Raw genomic sequence first — 17,841 nt, forward strand, 5'->3', positions numbered from 1 at the left:
ATATGATTTCGTTAAAATAACGGCTATAAATACTTTGATTTATATTCGACTGTTAGCTTTGGTAGTTTTATTTAAAACTCCTTTCGCTTTTTTATAAGCTTTCACACGTGAATCAAATTTTTCATATTGAGAATTATTAGATTTGTATTCTGGAATTAAACTTTTCATTTTCATTACAATATTATTGTTTTGAAAACGATTAGTTAAACACAATTCCTCTATACTAGACTTGACTTTAGCATACTCCAAGTCTCTAGTCTTACTAATCAGGATTTTCTTGTGATATGTAGATAAGGTATTCTCACCGTTAGCCAACAACTCTTCGTATAGTTTTTCTCCTGGTCTCAAACCAGTTATTTTAATATCAATATCTTCAGGGTATCTTAAACCTGAAAGCTTAATCATATTCTGCGCTAATTCAAAAATCTTTACAGACTCACCCATATCAAATATAAAGATTTCTCCACCTTTACCCATAGTTCCAGCCTCAAGAACTAGTTGAGAAGCTTCCGGAATAGTCATGAAATACCTAGTTATATCTTGATGTGTTACCGTTAATGGTCCTCCTGTTTCAATTTGTTTTTTAAACAAAGGAATAACAGAACCATTCGACCCTAAAACATTACCAAATCTTGTTGTTATAAATTTAGTCTTACTTTCTTTTTGTAAACAACTAATATACATTTCTGCAATACGCTTGGTTGCCCCCATTACACTAGTCGGGTTAACCGCTTTATCTGTAGAAACAAATACAAACTTCCTTACATTATATCGAGAAGCGGTATCTGCCAACAACTTTGTTCCATTCACATTTATTTTTATCGCTTCATAAGGCGTTTCTTCCATTAGTGGTACATGTTTATAGGCTGCCGCATGGAATACCATAGTTGGTTTGTGCTTCTGAAAAATAGCATCTATTCTTAATCCGTCTCTTAAATCAGCAACAATAGCTTTGAAATTTTGCTTTCCATCGCGTCTTAATTCTTGTTGAACATCATATAATGGAGATTCAGCTTGATCCACCAAAATTAAATGTTTAACATTAAAATTAGAAATTTGTTTTACCAACTCACTTCCAATAGATCCCGCAGCACCAGTAACAAGAACGGTTTCTCCGGCAAATTCACTTATTAAATTTGGGTTGTCAATCTCAATGGGTTGGCGTCCTAATAAATCTTCTATTTGAACTTTCTTGATTTGTTTGGTACTTAATTCACCTTTAATCCATTGCTCCATAGCCGGAATTTTAGTGATTTTCACATCAGATTCCCCGAGTCTATCTACCAATAACAATAACCGTTTAGCTTCTATAGTTTGTGAAGCAACTATAATTTCATCAATACTATTTCTCTCAATGTAATCGTTAGTTATAAGCTTACTTGACAAAATTGATATCCCGTTTATTATTTTTCCTTCTTTCTTTTTATTGTCATCTATAAAAGCAACAACTTGAAATATCGTATTTGTATTACTAACAAGGGCATTGTAAGTTACAATACCGGAATCTGCGGCACCATAAATCAAAACACGCTTAGTCTTTTCATATTTAAATTTCAAATATTTAAATCCTATTTTAAACACCAATCTACTAGCTGCTAAAATAACAAAACTTAAAATTGAATGCATTACAATTATAGATAAGGGAATAGTAAATCCTGGTAAAAAACCAGCTGTTCTATTCAATAAAACAAAAGCTACACATATTGCTGAAAACAAAGCAATGGATTTAAATAAATTGACAATATCAGTGAAACCTGTATGTCTTATAACACTTTTAAAAGACCCTATTGCGATAAAACTAAATGATGAAACAACAATTAAAAACGGGACTTGAATTATGAATTTTTCAATATCAAAATTAAAAGTAAAGTTAAACCGAATTAAGTAAGCTGTTAAAAAAGCTAAGAGCATTATACTTAGGTCAATACCAAAAACAAGCCATTTAGAAGCATATTTTTGTGAAAGTTGGGAAAAGTAAATTTTTATCATAGGTTTGGGGTTTTAACAATTACGTCAATAATTCTATTTAGTTCTTCTTGTTTTAAATTTGATCCACTAGGCAAACAAAGACCTTTGTTAAACAAATCTTCAGAGACACCATTTGTAAAATGTAAGACATCTTTAAATACAGGTTGCATATGCATAGGTTTCCATAAAGGTCTAGATTCAATATCATCATCAAGCAAAGCCAATCTAATTTGTTCTCTAGTTTCAAATGACTTAGTTTTGATGCATGTGATCCATCGATTAGAATAGAATCCATCAGGTTCCTCCAAAAATTCGATGGAATCAAATTTTGATAAGTTCGCCTTATAAAATTTATAATTATTTCTTCTAGCCATTACTCTTTCATCTAGTACCTCCATTTGCCCTCTTCCGATACCGGCTAAAACATTACTCAATCTATAATTATAACCAATATGTGAATGCTCATAATGAGCCGCGGAGTCCCGTGCTTGAGTTGCTAAAAAAACAGCCTTTTCCTTAAGTTCTCTACTTTTTGAAATTAAAGCGCCGCCACCAGAAGTTGTAATAATTTTATTACCATTAAAAGATAAAACTCCTAAATCACCTAGTGTTCCACATTTCATAGAATGATACTTACTACCTAAAGCCTCTGCACTATCCTCTACTACAGGAATATCATATTTTCTTGCAATTTGGTTTATTTCATTTGACATATATGGCATACCGTATAAATGGACAGCAATTATGGCCTTTGGCTTCTTGTACTTTTCAATTCTATCCTTTATGGCAATTTCCATCAATTCTGGACTAATATTCCAAGTATGTTTTTCACTATCTATAAAAACTGGACTAGCACCTAGATATATTATTGGATTAGCTGATGCAGAAAAAGTAAAACTTTGACAAAGCACTTCATCGCCTTTAGATACACCTAATAATTTTAAGGCTAAATGAATAGCGCCTGTACCTGAACTTAAAGCTGCTGTATAACAATTGCCACCCAAATAATCATTGATATCATTTTCAAATCCATCCACATTAGGACCTAAGGGAGCAATCCAATTCGTTTGAAAAGCCTCAGATACATATTTCTGTTCTGAACCACCCATGTGAGGTGATGATAAGTATATTTTAGTTTTTGTCAGCATTATTTTACTTTTAGAAATAAAATTTAAGCAAAGCAATCTTATCACGATTACATAACCATGTCATCAATTGTAATAAAATGTTTTGAAAAATTTCGACTTAATCATAACAACAAAACGAACTTTATATTAATCAACTTGATAAAAACTGTATTTTCTTCTTACTTCAATATAATTATAAGTTTGTGCTTCTTTGTTTCGATTCTTATAAATTATATTTTTTAACAATAAATACAATTAAACTAATCATGCTATTAATCAATTCAATTTTGTGTTTTGCACGTTGTAAATTTAGTCATTGTTTTCATGTAACAAGAGTTGAATAAGATTATTTCGTCAAAACAGTCCTTAAAATCGGTTAAATACAAGCTAACTGTGCTATACCTGTAAGACCTTGTCTTTTATCGATACCCGTTATTGTAAAATAAGTCGCTAAAGATAACCATTACAGTTTAGGTCCAAAAAGGTGCTTAATTACAATAACTTACAGGTTAAATTCAAATATTATCTAACAGTTTTCACCCTTAAATAAAACATATTAAAAATTGAACTAGCTATATGCATACACAATACAATCAAAATTTAATATTATCCATAGGATTGTAAAAATTAAAACAGACTTACCGGGTTTTATTAATACAAGTAGAACAGATAAAAAGCAAAAAAATAGTAAAGGTATAGTGCATGAATAGCCTTAAAAACATTTATACCCTTAAATTACAATTATGTAAAAATCATTAAAAAACTTCAATAAATAACATTTCCTGATTGGACATTCAAATACAAAAAAAAACATTCAAAATATTTTTTGAATGTTTTTTGTCCTTATAAATAATTTATATCAGAAAATAATAAATACCTTAATTCATCTATTATTTTTTTACCACTTTAAAATTATTTATCTTATTCTTATCCAAAACCTGAACTAAATAAATTCCGCTAGGGTAACCACTAAGATCTAAAGTCGTTTCGTAGTTAGAAACTTGCAATGATTGCAAAACCTGGCCTGAATAAGAAAAAACTGTAATCGTTTTTAAATTATCAATTCCCTTTATTGTTAGCCTATCGGATGTAGGATTAGGAAAAACAACAATTTCTTGAACTTCATTAATAGTTTTAATATTATTGTTTTTTTCCAAATTGGAAGGCCGTGTTTCATTTGAAATTTTAATATTACTCGAACCTCCAGCTGCCGCAATACCAGTTATACCATTAGAAACCTTTCCGGTTATTTCTATAGCAGAAACCTTTGGCTGATCTCCATGATCAGATTCCAAAGCATCAAAGGTCAAATTTAACACTTCATCCGTTACATTGACCGTAAAGGTCTTCGTTACCTCAGTCTGAGAACCAACATCCTTATATATATCATAGTCGTTAAGTACTGTAACTCCTTCTATGTCGGCATCAAATATACGTACTCCAGTAGCTCCTGTCCCACCGCCATTAGCTCCCCAGTAAATCTCAGCTAAATGTAGGGTAACATCATAAGTCCCATTTTCTAATGGTATGTCATAGCTAAAAAAGGCCTCATCGGAACTACGCTCCGTTTGATATAAGCTAGCCACAGTGGCGTTAGTATTCTCATAAGTCTGACCACCCGAAAAGTACTGATCAGCTATAAAAGTTTCTCCCTTAAAATCTACGGTAGGTCCCCCGGCATTTATGCGCAAATCAAAATCTTGTATTTCTGATTTCTCTAGAATTTCAATTGCAGAAAGTTTAGGTTGATCCGTTCCATCTGATCCTTGTGACTCAAAAGTCATATTTAATTCTCCATCGGAAACTATTATATTAAAGGTCTTAATTATCACAGTTTCTGTTCCAACTTCTTTAATAATATCATAGTTGTTTAGCTCAGTTACACCTTCTATATTAACATCAAAGATTCGGTCACTCACACCTCCTGAACCACCGCCGGTAGCACCCCAATAAATCTCTGCAAAATGCAATTTTAACTCATACGTACCATTTGCTAAAGGAATATTATAATTAAAAATAGCTTCATCTGAACTACGCTCAGTCTTATACAAGTTCGATACTTTAGCTTGTACATTCTCATAAGACTGTCCTCCCACAAAATACTCATCAGCGATAAAAGTATCTCCTTGAACCTCAATTGTTGGCCCGCCAGAATTAATTCTGAGTGGTAAGGACGTTGATGGCGTTTCAGGCACTTCCTCAGAAATCTCAAAAGCCGAAAGTTTCGGTTGATCGACACCATCTTCACCTAGGGTATGAAATTTCATGTTTAATTCCCCATCAAAAACTTTTACCTTAAAGGTCTTAGTTATTGCAGTCTCAGGTCCAATTTCGTTATTTAAATCAAAATTATTCAATACACTATCACCTTCTATCTCAACATCAAACACTCGTTTGCCTATGTCAGCGGATGCCCCCCCGGTAGCTCCCCAATATATTTCGGCAAAATGAAGGGTTATTTCGTATGTCCCATCAGGTAATGGAATGTTATAATTAAAAACAGAATCATCTGAACTACGTTCTGACTGGTATAACTCAGCTAAAACAGTACTTGAGTTTACAAAAGAATCTCCACCTTGAAAAAACCTATCTCCAACAAACGTCTCTCCTTGATAAATAGCTGTTGCTCCTCCAGCATTAATACGCAACGGTAGTTCAATTTCTTCTTCGGGGACTTCTGCTCCTGATTCGTCGTGTATTTGAAAAAACAATTCGTTTTCACTACTTATTGTGTAATGGGAACTCGGTTGTAGACTTAAAGAGAAGTTCTCAACATTTTCCGAAACCCCATCTTTTCTTGGATATATCTCCATTGGATTAACAGAAGCATTAGAAGGAATTATTATTGATTTTGAAAGCAAACCAAAATCATCTCCAGAAATGGCTTCACCCTGAATATCGTAGCTCACAGCCAGAGGAAAGGTAGTTGACCCCGACCTGTTTACTTCATATTCTATAGGCTTTCCTATCGATTCAATAGCAATGTTATTTTTCTTACTAAAGGATACTTCAGACAATGGCAGTTTTGAAACAATGTCATAGGAAAAATCAACATCTATGTCTTTTGAAGTTCCTATATAGAGCGGATCAACATTAATTTTTGGATTGATTACTTTAAAACTACCCACAATATCATTTACACCTTTACCACTGAAATAACCAGCTTGCAAAAATGGCTTATCGGAAGTATATGAAATTAATACATTATCAAAATCAAAACCACCTATAAAATGACCCCTATTTTTACCGGTTCCATCACCAGCCGTTTCTAAATAAATTGGATTGTATTGTCTTTCTGTATTTTGAGCAATATCCTTAAAAATACAGTCTTTAAAAGTGGTATGATATGCATCACTTCCCTTTTTGGAAGTAACAGCCCTCCACTGACTATTTTCTATGAGAACCCTTTCGAAATTAACAAAACCCTTTATAGGATTTTCCCAATTCCTACTTGATCCTAATTGTATTTCAGTAGCGGTATATTTATTAGTATAATCATGATTATTTGTTAAATAACAATCTCTAAAATTAATACTCATGGGAGGGGAATTACCATCTATATTTTGCAAAGAAAGAAATATCCCTGAATGATTATTATTAGTGAAGGAACAATTTTCAAAATTAACATTCACTAGCCTTTGATTTGCAGTATTGGGTTCAATACCTAATCCAGCCTCTGGTAAAGTACCTTTGGTTTCTGTAATGAAACAATTTTTTGCATAAAAATTCTCTACAGAAATAATAGTCAGCCCCATCCTGTATGCATTGGTGATTTTTATGTCCTCAAGGTAGATGTTTTGGGAATAATCAGTTTCCATGTCAGGCCCTGAGCCTATATATATACCATCTCCACATGCATCCTTTATGTTCAGACCTTTTATAGTAATATTATCTCCACCTATAATCGAAATAGCATGTCGATACTCACTTTTCACTGTGTCTGGCAAGTCTAGCTCATATTTATTCATAATAAACTCCGCACCATAGCCTATTATCGTTAAATTTTTCGGGTAAACATGCCAAAAGAGACAGTTATTACCTGCGCTAAATTCATTTGGTAAAGCCCTTAAAACGACACCAGGTTCAAAAATAATTACTTTGTCTTCGATATTAAAAAACTTGTTGGGCTTTACATTCCAATCGGAAGCTTGTTTGTCAATAATAATCGTATCGTAATCTGCCTCGATGGCCTCTCTAAAAGCATCAGTAGCATCGGTAGCATTGAAACCGAATGAAGAAGCTTTAATAGACTGAGCGTTGAGTTGTAACGTGCTGATAAGCACAGTAAAAAAAAGTGCTAATTTAATTGTAGTTTTCATGAGAGATTTTAAAATAATTCTGCAAATATAAACAAAATACACAAATCCACTTTTTATAAAAAAAAAAACACACTATAAAATGCTAACAAACTTGTTAACATTAATTAATAATGATAAGTCGACTTCTATAAATCTATATGTGCCCTATATTATGTAGTTTATAGTAAATGAAATGCCTCGTAAAAATTTTAATTATTCAGTTATGCCAAATATTATTATACCAAATAAAGAGTCAAAAATAATTTTATATAACAACCAGCACAACCAAAATACTATCTATCAATGGAATCTTCAAACTCTGGTGAAGTTATTAATTGTTTTCATAATAAGGCTCTCGAATACCTATATTTCGATAAACGATTTAATACTGTCGGTTAAACACATTTAAGTTTATACTTCATCCCCAATATTTTGATTTTTATCTAAATCCCTAAAACACCATCCTTAACTCAAAAAAATACTACATATTACTTCGTGAGCCTGAATAATTTATTATTTTTTTTAACACCAAGAATAAAGTGTAAAAAATATTAATAATTTTAAGAATTATTTAATTAAAAAATTATGATTTATAACAAACTAAAAGCAAGGATAAATCTGGACTTGAGTTATTTCAATTAAAATCATAAAGACAAATAAATGTGATATCAATGAGATTCTTGCGTATAATATAATCTGATTTTTCATTAATACCTTAGAGATATATTTTTATTGTTTTTTTAATAAAAGATAACTCCTGTAAATACTTTGAAAAATTCAAAGTATTTACATTACCTTCTAAGTTCTAATTAATTTAATCATTAGTTAAACCTAGATCTATCCAATTTGAATACGAAGAATCTTAAAGAATTGCACACCCACCTAATTCAACAGGAGACTTAATTTCATTAATGTAATTACTACATAAAACCACATTATTTTAAACATAGTTTTCATTAAAGGTCAAAATGTTAAAACTTTTATTGAAGACAAGTACAGCTGCTATAATTTTAAAACATTGAATTTGGTTCTTCAGAATATGACCCTACACAGGTTATTCTATTTCTTTAAAGTATCGAATTCATGGTTTTTCAAATAAACAGAAACTTGCTGGGCGGCTTGCCGATGACCAAAGCAAGTCCAATGTTTATCATAGTCAAAACACCAACTTTTATAATTCTTTGATCTTAAACACATTGTTCTAAAACCTTCCTTAATACACATATCAATTAGTTTTTGGTTCGTATTAGGATGAAAAACTAAAATATTATTATTCATATTATGATTATTTTTAGTATACTTTAATAATGCTAAAATTTCTTCCTCAAACTTTAAATCAATTAACTTAGTTGCATCTTGTTTGTTTATATTTTTTTTACTCTTTGAAGGCGTAGTCTTAAAATTAGTGTACAAGTAGTATAACAATTTCCAATTATATAATATTTTTTTTAATCCTGGAGATTTTATTTTTCCTGAAACAATTTTGTTCGTTTCAATACTCCACTGAGTTATACTTGGCCTTTCTCTAATTTCTTTAATACTTTCAAAAAAATCATTTGTATTTACGTAAATTAGGCTAAGTTTAGGGTTCAAAGTGTCAATGCTTTTTGAAATTTCAAATGCTTCAATAAAAGACACACCAGACCTTCCTGCTTCCATAAAATTGTACTTAACAAGTTGTTCTTTTAGCAAAACTGATTGTCTACAATCATCAGGATTCATTAAATTTTCCACAAAAGAATCCCCAATAATAGTAATTAAATTGTCAAAATTTCTGGGTAAATCCCCCGGCCATCCAAGTTTATTAATAGTCCATTTATGTCCACCTCCTAACCAAAACCCAGTTTGAAAAGGGATATGTTTTTGTATTCCAAATTTATCGATTTTACGATGAGGAATATCAGACACTGAATGCGTTACTCTTACAATTACCTCACCCACTAATAATGATAAAATAAGAAAAATCAAAATATTTTTTAGAAACTTAATCATAGTTAAAACTGAAAATAAATGAATGCTTGTTCTTCGCCCGTAAATTTAAACATGAGTAAAATCAAAATAATATAAAGGGACCACCTTATTGGCCTATTTAGAAAATCAATACGATCAATAGCGTACTCTCCTGTTCTTCCTAACCACTCTGTTATCACGAATATGACTACCAAAAAAACAATGTGAATTGGAAAAATTTCTGGAATAGAGAACAATGATTTAGAAAACATATGACCGAGAAAATAAAATGCCTGTTCAACAGAATTTGATCTAAAAAACACCCAGGCTATTAGAGTTATAAAAAAAGTAATCATCATTTGAAAAAACTCTTTGATCTTAGGAAAGTAATAACCTTGTGCAATTATATCAGTATTAATTCTATTTCTATTTGTTAGCAGAAGAGGTAAAAAATATAAAGCATTTAAAAACCCCCAGATCACAAAGGTCCAATTTGCACCATGCCAAAACCCACTAACCATAAAAATAATTAAAGTGTTTCTAATTTTCATCCATAAGCCACCTCGACTTCCCCCTAAAGGAATATATAAATAATCTCGAAACCAAGTTGACAAAGAAATATGCCAACGTCTCCAAAACTCAGCTATGTCTCTTGAAAAATAAGGAAAAGCAAAATTCCTTTTTAGATTAAAACCAAATAATCTTGAAACGCCAATGGCAATATCTGAATAACCAGAAAAGTCACCATATATTTGAAAAGCAAAGAAAAATGCTCCCATAAATAAAACACTTCCTGAATAATTTTCATAATCATTGAATATTAAATTAGCATATTTGGCACAATTATCTGCTATTACGATTTTTTTAAATAATCCCCATAATATTTGCCTGCAACCGTCTACAGCGGACATATAGTTAAACGTTCTCTTCTTATAAAATTGTGGTAATAAATTAGTTGCTCTTTCTATAGGACCAGCTACTAGTTGAGGAAAAAAACTTACAAACGCAAGAAATGAAATTAAATTTTGCGTTGGTTCTAATTTTTTTTTATAAACATCTATTGTATAACTCAGCGTTTGAAATGTATAAAAGCTAATACCTACAGGAAGTATAATATTTAGAGTATTAAACTTTATTTCTGCATCAAAAAATTTAAAAGTATTTATAAAACTATCTATAAAAAAATTATAATATTTAAAAAAACCTAAAAAACCTAGATTAACAAAAATGCTCAACCACAGCAACATCTTTCTTTTAGATTGCTTTTCTTCCTTTTTTAGTTTCAATCCTATGCTATAATCTAAAAGCGAGCTAAAAATAATGAGTGATAAAAAACGCCAATCCCACCAACCATAAAATAAATAACTAGCAAATACAACTAGTAGATTTTGGATATTCAAATTTCTATTAACAATAAACCAATAAACAATAAAAACTGAAGGAAGAAAAACTAAAAATTCAAATGAATTGAAATACATATTTTAATTTAGAATATATTATTTTAAAATTGCCCAAATATGCACTATCAATAAGTTATAATCAAATAAATTCCTTGAATTACCGATATATCCTATCTACGAAAACATAAGTTTTGAATAATCGCTAAACTAAAGATTAGTAAATTATTTATCAACCTGATTTAGATAGGTTTCTAGGTTATCATAACCGTCACCATTAAAGTCCCCTCTATAGCTTTGTTCTAAATTACCAAAGGTCCTCATTTCCCATGCATCGGCCATGCCATCATTATCCGTGTCATAGGATTCTGGTCTTGTGTTTTTTGGAAGAATAGGCAACACCCAATTACTAGCTTGCTTACCCTTATAACTAACATCATTATTTTCTACATAATTCAATTGTGAAGCATCAAAAGAATCTCTAAAAACTTGAACCAGACCATTATCATCTAAATATTTAGAGGCACCAACATCTCCTTCGTTTATCAAATTCCTAAAGGCATTTGTAGCAGAAACAGCAACGTATTTGTGTGTAATAGAATTAGTATGTGGAGTGTTTGTAAAGAATTGAGATTGCCCTCCAAATTTAGGTGGAGAAGTAAACTTATCTATATAATTACTCCACAACACTCTATCATTATTAGCAGGATTACCATCCAGAACTATGGAATTATCACTTCTTTTTAGATAATTACCATCAGTGTATATTGAAGGCCTCGAATCTGGTTCAGTAGAAGAGGTGCCAGCACTTATGATTCTATTTCTAGCAAAACTAGAATTTATTCCTGACCCTTGCTTTTCACCCGTATAATAGTTCCCTATATGGTTTAGTTTAAGATTCCAAAAAGCAGTTGTATATTTATAAGGCACATCAAATATAACATTATTCATTATTTCCCCATAACCACCATAAGCCATGTTTGGATTTCTATTTGCTGAGGTCATAATATTATTGATAACTGATATATTATCAGGTACATTATGAGAACCACTACCATCATCGTTTTGCGCAAAATACATGTTTGTTCCTCCATCGGCCACCATATTATTACTAAAAGTCCAATTCTGCATTATATCAGATGTATCCCAAATAAAGCCTCCCATGTTTTTGTCGGATGCAAAAGAAGCTGAGCAATGGTCTACTATTATTTTCTCTCCTCCAGTGAATAGAAAAGCCCAAGTATAGGCATCATCACCCACACCGCCTGCTGATTTTCCCGATTCTAATCTAAAATCTGTTTTAAAAGCAACATCTGGAGTATATCCGTATCTTGAAAGAACAGGTCTGGATCTAAAATATCTGAATGTTAAATCATGATTATCACCTGACGTATAATCAAATTTAAACCTCCCTCCTGTTATAGTAATTCCTCCCTTTGGGGCAGATTGCCCATAAATAGTTTTATTAGAGACTCCCGAAAATGACGCCCCTCCAATTGGTAATTTAATATTTCCCGACACATTAAAAACAATATGGCCCACATTTTTATTTGTAATGGCCTCTTTAAGCCCCCCCGTATAGTATTCATCATTTGAACCATTCGAACGGTGATAAGTTAACGGCGTATCATAATCTAATGTATTTACTATGCATAAAACCTTTCCACGTCCTCCAATACTTTCAGCACCACCTCCATAGGCATTAGGAAATGCCTTTAAAACTGATTCACGATCCATAGCATCTACGGTAATTGTAACTATGGCCGAACCACAATTCTCTGAATTTGTGGCATCACATACGGTATACTCAAAAGTGTCCATGCCAGAATAACTTGGATCAGGTGTATAAGTAACAAAATCATCCATAAAATCTTCAGGGGTATTATTATCACTTAAAACAATTTTTCCATTGCTAGGTTTACTTCCTGAAAACGTTATTGACTTAGGCATGTTCAAATCATTAGAATATAAAAACAAATCCACTGATATATTTTCACGAGTTCTACTTGCATAATCATTAACTTCAATTAGCGAAGATTCATCAGCATCTTCATTTCCATCGGTATCTTCATTTCCATCAGAATCCTCCTCATCGTTTTTTTCATTGGCAAGAACATATGATTCATCAATGAATAACTCTTCATTATTGCATGAAGGTAATAGGGCTAAAAAAAATAATACGATAATCAAAATTTTTGGTTTTAAATGTAGGTTTTGCATTCGTTATAGATTTGTTGGGGGTAACAAATATATAAGCTTCAAATTATTTTAAAAACAAACAACGTCTTTTTTTACTTTTTATCGATTATTGCAAACAAAAATTAAGACATTAATGCATTTCAACTGTATTATGTGCGTTTAATCTATTATTTGTAATAATTATAAATAAAAAATGATTTACAGCATAAATATATCCTTTTTTTCTGTCAAAGAAAATATTCAAAATACCTTTTATAAAACAGATTAGCAGTAATCCTTTTTATTAATAACAATTTAGGATAAATTATTTTAAGTGTTATCCGGATAATTAAATATTCACATAATACACGGGAAACTATGCGTAAAATACGTAATGCCTTAGGAAAATATTGAATAAATAAAAAGTAGATTTTTTGAAAAACAAAGCAGTAGCCCTTTTCCTATCCTTAAAAGCAGAATTCGAAAAAATCTCAAACACCTGTCAAGATCACTTCTGAAACATCAATCTTTTCTTGGATTACAACTTGTCATTACATAAAAAATACATTTCATTTTGAGAATTGAAATATTAAATAATGATGATACAGAAATATCTAACCACAATACAAATGCACAAACCTCGTAACTAAAAGCCTTATTTATTATTCAATGTCCTCTTCATAGAAATCAAGTATGATCAACCCGGAAAACCGTTCCAAAACAGAAGAACAGAACGTTTTTATCTCTTTTAAAAAAGACCTATTAAATGCCCTTGTTTTAACGACATCTGTTAATTTCATAATATAAAATGACTATCGAAAAGAAGATTATAATTTTCATCATTTCTTACCTTAATAATATTTTTTTTATCGATTTAATAGAGGTTTTAGTCATAAAAAAAACAAAATTAAATATAGGGTTTTCAATATTATAATTCTCAATAATAAAACAGAATATTTATCATTTATTTAATTCTTTATCATTTGAATTTTACATCTTTGCCTTAGATAATGTTATTCTTTATGAAAACAATCAGATTTCTGACATAAATATATTTAATCATATTATAAACATGAAAATACTTGTAACCGGAGCCGCTGGATTTATTGGCTTCTATACTTCAAAAGTTTTATTAACTAACGGTCATTATGTTGTCGGTCTTGATAATATTAATGATTATTACGATGTCAATTTAAAATATGACCGACTAGAGGAATTAGGTATAAATCAAGATCAGGCCTCAAACTTTAATAATTTATGCAAAAGTGAAAAAAATGAACAATTTTCATTTGTACGTATGAATGTAGAAAACCGTGAGGACTTGCCTAAACTTTTTGAAACTGAAAAATTTGACATAGTTTGTAATCTAGCTGCTCAAGCGGGAGTTAGATATAGTCTAGAAAATCCTGAATCATATGTCGATTCCAATCTAGTTGGATTTTTAAATATCCTTGAATGTTGTAGGAATTTCAATATTAAACATTTAGTGTACGCCAGTAGTTCTAGCGTTTATGGATTGAACAAAGAAATCCCCTTTTCAACAGATGATAATGTAGACCATCCAATTAGTTTATATGCTGCAACCAAAAAAAGCAACGAATTAATGGCCCATACTTACAGTCATTTGTTTAATATCCCCACTACAGGCCTGCGGTTCTTTACGGTTTATGGGCCTTGGGGAAGGCCAGACATGGCTATGTTTCTTTTTACAGATGCTATAATTAATGGTAAACCAATAAAAGTATTCAATTACGGAAAAATGGAACGTGATTTCACCTATATAGATGATATCGTTGAAGGTGTTGTAAGAATACTCGAGGGGTCTTCTAAAGAGCGCATTGAAAAAAACGAATTATACAAAGTCTACAATATTGGGAATAATAATTCTGTAAAATTGTTAGAATTTATAAAAGAGATAGAAATTAATCTTGAAATGGAAGCTCAAAAAAATATGCTTCCTATTCAACCGGGAGATGTAGAACGAACATGGGCCAACGTAGACGATTTAATAAATGATTACAATTATAAACCAAACACCTCAATTAGTCATGGTGTAAAAGCTTTTGTAGATTGGTATAAAACTTATTACAAATAACTTATGTCTAGTTGTATACCGCATTTATATCGATTAAGTTCATATAAGAATTAACATCACGATGTTTATCGTACAAAACGGCAACTTCGTATAATAATTGTAGGTATTTAAATAATATTTTACATATTTGCCGTGCTATTAACAAAAAACCCAAATTGAATGCTAGAAAATTTAAAAAACAAGACTGTTTTGGTTACTGGAGGTGCAGGTTTCATTGGTTCTAACCTATGTGAAACACTGCTCTCAAACAATATAAAAACTGTATGTCTAGACAACTTCTCAACTGGAAAACGTGAGAATATAGATCCTTTTTTAAGTGACAATAACTTTAAACTTGTTGTGGGTGATATTAGAAACCTTGATGACTGTCACAAGGCATGTAAAGATGTTGATTATGTATTACATGAAGCGGCTCTAGGTTCTGTTCCAAGGTCTATTAATGACCCCATAACAACAAATGATGTAAATGTGTCTGGTTTTTTGAACATGCTAGTTGCTGCGAGAGATGCAACCGTAAAGCGTTTTGTTTATGCAGCTAGCTCATCTACCTATGGAGACCACGAAGCCTTGCCAAAAGTTGAAGACGTAATTGGCAAACCTTTATCACCGTATGCCATTACTAAATATGTTAATGAACTTTATGCCGATATATTTCAAAAAGCATATGGACTAGATACAATAGGATTGCGCTATTTTAACGTTTTTGGGCAACGACAAGACCCTAATGGCGCTTATGCTGCTGTAATACCACTTTTTGTAAAACAATTTATTAATCATGAATCGCCTATGATTAATGGAGACGGCAGTTACTCCAGAGATTTCACGTACATAGACAATGTTGTTCAAATGAATATACTTGCTCTAACAACAAATAATGAAACTGCATTGAATACGGTTTATAATGTAGCTTATGGAGATAGAACCACACTATTGGAGTTAACTTCTTTACTAAAAGAACATCTTTCAGCATTTGATAATGAAATTAAAAACATTGAAATAAAACACCGTGAAAACAGAGTTGGCGATATTCCTCATTCTTTGGCATCTGTTGATAAAGCAAAAAAATTATTAAACTATACCCCCAAATATAATATAAATGATGGCATAAAGGAAGCTGTTAATTGGTACTGGAAAAACTTATAGGATAATCTTTTTTCTTTAAAAAAGGTTAATTCTGTTTTTAATTAATAAAAAGTTGAAATTAATTTAATTATAGTTGTATTATTTGTCGCCAAAATTAGCATATGTTCTACCAACTATTATTATCGACGAAACGCTTGTTTTACACGATTAATTGCGTAAATTTGGCGTAAACGCCAAAACATATAGTCCCAAACATGAAAACATCCCTAATTCAGAAAAAAATAATCTTAGCATAACTTTAAAAAAAGCTATTAATTTATAGAGAAAACATTTATACCACAAGAAATGAAAGTAACAAAGATTTGTTGTATTGGAGCGGGTTACGTCGGCGGTCCAACAATGGCCGTAATTGCCAAGAATAATCCCAATATTAAGGTAACCATTGTAGATATTAATCAAGAGCGAATTAATGCTTGGAATGATTCAGATACGTCTAACCTTCCTATTTATGAGCCTGGTTTAGCCGGGATTGTCGAAGAAACTAGAGGAAAGAACTTATTTTTTTCTACGGAAATAGATAAAGCAATCGACGAATCTGAAATGATTTTTATATCCGTAAACACCCCGACCAAAACATATGGTAAAGGAAAAGGGATGGCTGCAGATTTAAAATATGTAGAACTTTGTGCAAGAAATATAGCCAAAGTTGCTAAAACAGACAAAATTGTTGTTGAAAAATCAACCTTACCAGTGAGAACAGCTCAAGCTATTAAAAGTATTTTAGACAATACTGGTAGTGATGTTAATTTTAGTATTCTATCCAATCCAGAATTTTTAGCTGAGGGAACAGCTATCCAAGATTTATTAAACCCGGATCGTGTTTTAATAGGTGGAGAATCAGAAGAAGCTATAGAAAGTTTAGCAAGTATTTATGGAAGTTGGGTTCCAGAATCACAAATTCTAAGAACCAATGTTTGGTCTTCTGAGTTATCTAAACTTACAGCTAATGCCTTTTTAGCACAGCGTATTTCGTCAATAAATGCCATTTCAGAATTATGTGAAAAAACAGAAGCAAATGTTGATGAAGTTGCAAAAGCAATAGGCATGGATTCTAGAATAGGTTCAAAATTCTTGAAATCATCAGTCGGTTTTGGCGGATCCTGTTTTCAAAAGGACATATTAAATCTTGTATATATAGCAAGAAGTTATAATTTACAGGCCGTAGCAGACTATTGGGAACAAGTCATTACTTTGAATAATCACCAAAAAAGACGTTTTGCAGATAATTTAATAAGTACACTTTACAATACCGTTTCAGGTAAAAAAATTGGTTTCTTGGGCTGGGCCTTCAAAAAAGATACGAACGACACTAGAGAATCTGCAGCCATATATGTAGCTGACCATTTATTAAATGAACAAGCGCATATTGCAGTTTATGACCCAAAAGTATCTTCTGTGAAAATCCAATCGGATCTTAACTATTTAAACACGCGTTCTGAAGATGAAAATAAAAGACTAATTGAAGCTAAGGATTCTCCCTATGAAGCTTTAAATGATGCTCATGCTGTGGCTATCATGACAGAATGGGATGAATTTAAAACATATGATTGGCATAAAATCTATACTAAAATGAAAAAGCCTGCCTTTATTTTTGATGGTCGAAATATACTTGATCAATCAAAAATGGAAAAAATAGGTTTTGATTATTATTCAATTGGTAAATAAAATACTTTAATAAATAGAAT

Annotated in this window: 9 protein-coding genes; 3 read left to right on the plus strand and 6 right to left on the minus strand. The window is 31.2% G+C overall.

All coding sequences use genetic code 11. The features are described 5' to 3' along the window. Positions 1–39 precede the first annotated feature (39 nt). The 6 genes from IE051_RS02105 to IE051_RS02130 form a co-directional block, all read right to left on the minus strand. The gene (locus tag IE051_RS02105) at positions 40–1,989 is read right to left on the minus strand and encodes a polysaccharide biosynthesis protein (protein ID WP_189359014.1); all 1,950 of its coding nucleotides are present in this window, start codon (positions 1,987–1,989) and stop codon (positions 40–42) included. Next, entirely contained in the window at positions 1,986–3,116 is a 1,131-nt protein-coding gene (locus tag IE051_RS02110; RefSeq protein ID WP_189359016.1) for a DegT/DnrJ/EryC1/StrS family aminotransferase, read from the minus strand. Before IE051_RS02110 ends, IE051_RS02105 begins: the two co-directional genes overlap by 4 nt. An 869-nt stretch (positions 3,117–3,985) precedes the next feature. Then, positions 3,986–7,414: a malectin domain-containing carbohydrate-binding protein gene (locus tag IE051_RS02115; protein ID WP_189359018.1), complete on the minus strand. Its 3,429-nt coding sequence runs from the start codon at positions 7,412–7,414 to the stop codon at positions 3,986–3,988. A gap of 1,038 nt (positions 7,415–8,452) precedes the next feature. Next, complete coding sequence (locus tag IE051_RS02120; RefSeq protein ID WP_189359020.1) at positions 8,453–9,385, minus strand: hypothetical protein; 933 nt, start codon at positions 9,383–9,385, stop codon at positions 8,453–8,455. 2 nt (positions 9,386–9,387) lie between these two features. Then, positions 9,388–10,821 carry an MBOAT family O-acyltransferase gene (locus IE051_RS02125; RefSeq protein ID WP_189359022.1) on the minus strand — a complete coding sequence of 478 codons (1,434 nt, stop codon included), beginning with the start codon at positions 10,819–10,821 and terminating at the stop codon, positions 9,388–9,390. Between the two features lie 144 nt (positions 10,822–10,965). Beyond that, on the minus strand, positions 10,966–12,930 hold the full coding sequence (locus IE051_RS02130) for an Ig-like domain-containing protein (protein WP_189359024.1): 1,965 nt from the start codon (positions 12,928–12,930) through the stop codon (positions 10,966–10,968). A 1,060-nt stretch (positions 12,931–13,990) separates the two neighbouring features. On the opposite strand from IE051_RS02130, the gene IE051_RS02135 reads away from it, so the two are divergent. The 3 genes from IE051_RS02135 (at position 13,991) to IE051_RS02145 (ending at position 17,821) form a co-directional block, all read left to right on the plus strand. Then, positions 13,991–15,013, plus strand: coding sequence for an NAD-dependent epimerase (locus IE051_RS02135; RefSeq protein WP_189359026.1), 1,023 nt, complete (start codon positions 13,991–13,993; stop codon positions 15,011–15,013). Positions 15,014–15,172: 159 nt separating this feature from the next. Then, on the plus strand, positions 15,173–16,156 hold the full coding sequence (locus IE051_RS02140) for an SDR family oxidoreductase (RefSeq protein ID WP_189359028.1): 984 nt from the start codon (positions 15,173–15,175) through the stop codon (positions 16,154–16,156). Between the two features lie 285 nt (positions 16,157–16,441). Continuing rightward, the gene (locus IE051_RS02145) at positions 16,442–17,821 is read left to right on the plus strand and encodes a nucleotide sugar dehydrogenase (protein ID WP_189359030.1); all 1,380 of its coding nucleotides are present in this window, start codon (positions 16,442–16,444) and stop codon (positions 17,819–17,821) included. The last annotated feature ends 20 nt before the right edge of the window (positions 17,822–17,841 follow it).

The sequence above is a fragment of the Algibacter mikhailovii genome (assembly GCF_014651495.1).
Lineage (GTDB): Bacteria > Bacteroidota > Bacteroidia > Flavobacteriales > Flavobacteriaceae > Algibacter_E > Algibacter_E mikhailovii.

Coding starts and splice junctions, on each gene's coding strand:
- IE051_RS02110 (WP_189359016.1), bottom strand. CDS start 3,116: ATGCTGACAAAAACTAAAATATACTTATCATCACCTCACATGGGTGGT.
- IE051_RS02125 (WP_189359022.1), bottom strand. CDS start 10,821: ATGTATTTCAATTCATTTGAATTTTTAGTTTTTCTTCCTTCAGTTTTT.
- IE051_RS02115 (WP_189359018.1), bottom strand. CDS start 7,414: ATGAAAACTACAATTAAATTAGCACTTTTTTTTACTGTGCTTATCAGC.
- IE051_RS02120 (WP_189359020.1), bottom strand. CDS start 9,385: ATGATTAAGTTTCTAAAAAATATTTTGATTTTTCTTATTTTATCATTA.
- IE051_RS02135 (WP_189359026.1), top strand. CDS start 13,991: ATGAAAATACTTGTAACCGGAGCCGCTGGATTTATTGGCTTCTATACT.
- IE051_RS02105 (WP_189359014.1), bottom strand. CDS start 1,989: ATGATAAAAATTTACTTTTCCCAACTTTCACAAAAATATGCTTCTAAA.
- IE051_RS02145 (WP_189359030.1), top strand. CDS start 16,442: ATGAAAGTAACAAAGATTTGTTGTATTGGAGCGGGTTACGTCGGCGGT.
- IE051_RS02140 (WP_189359028.1), top strand. CDS start 15,173: ATGCTAGAAAATTTAAAAAACAAGACTGTTTTGGTTACTGGAGGTGCA.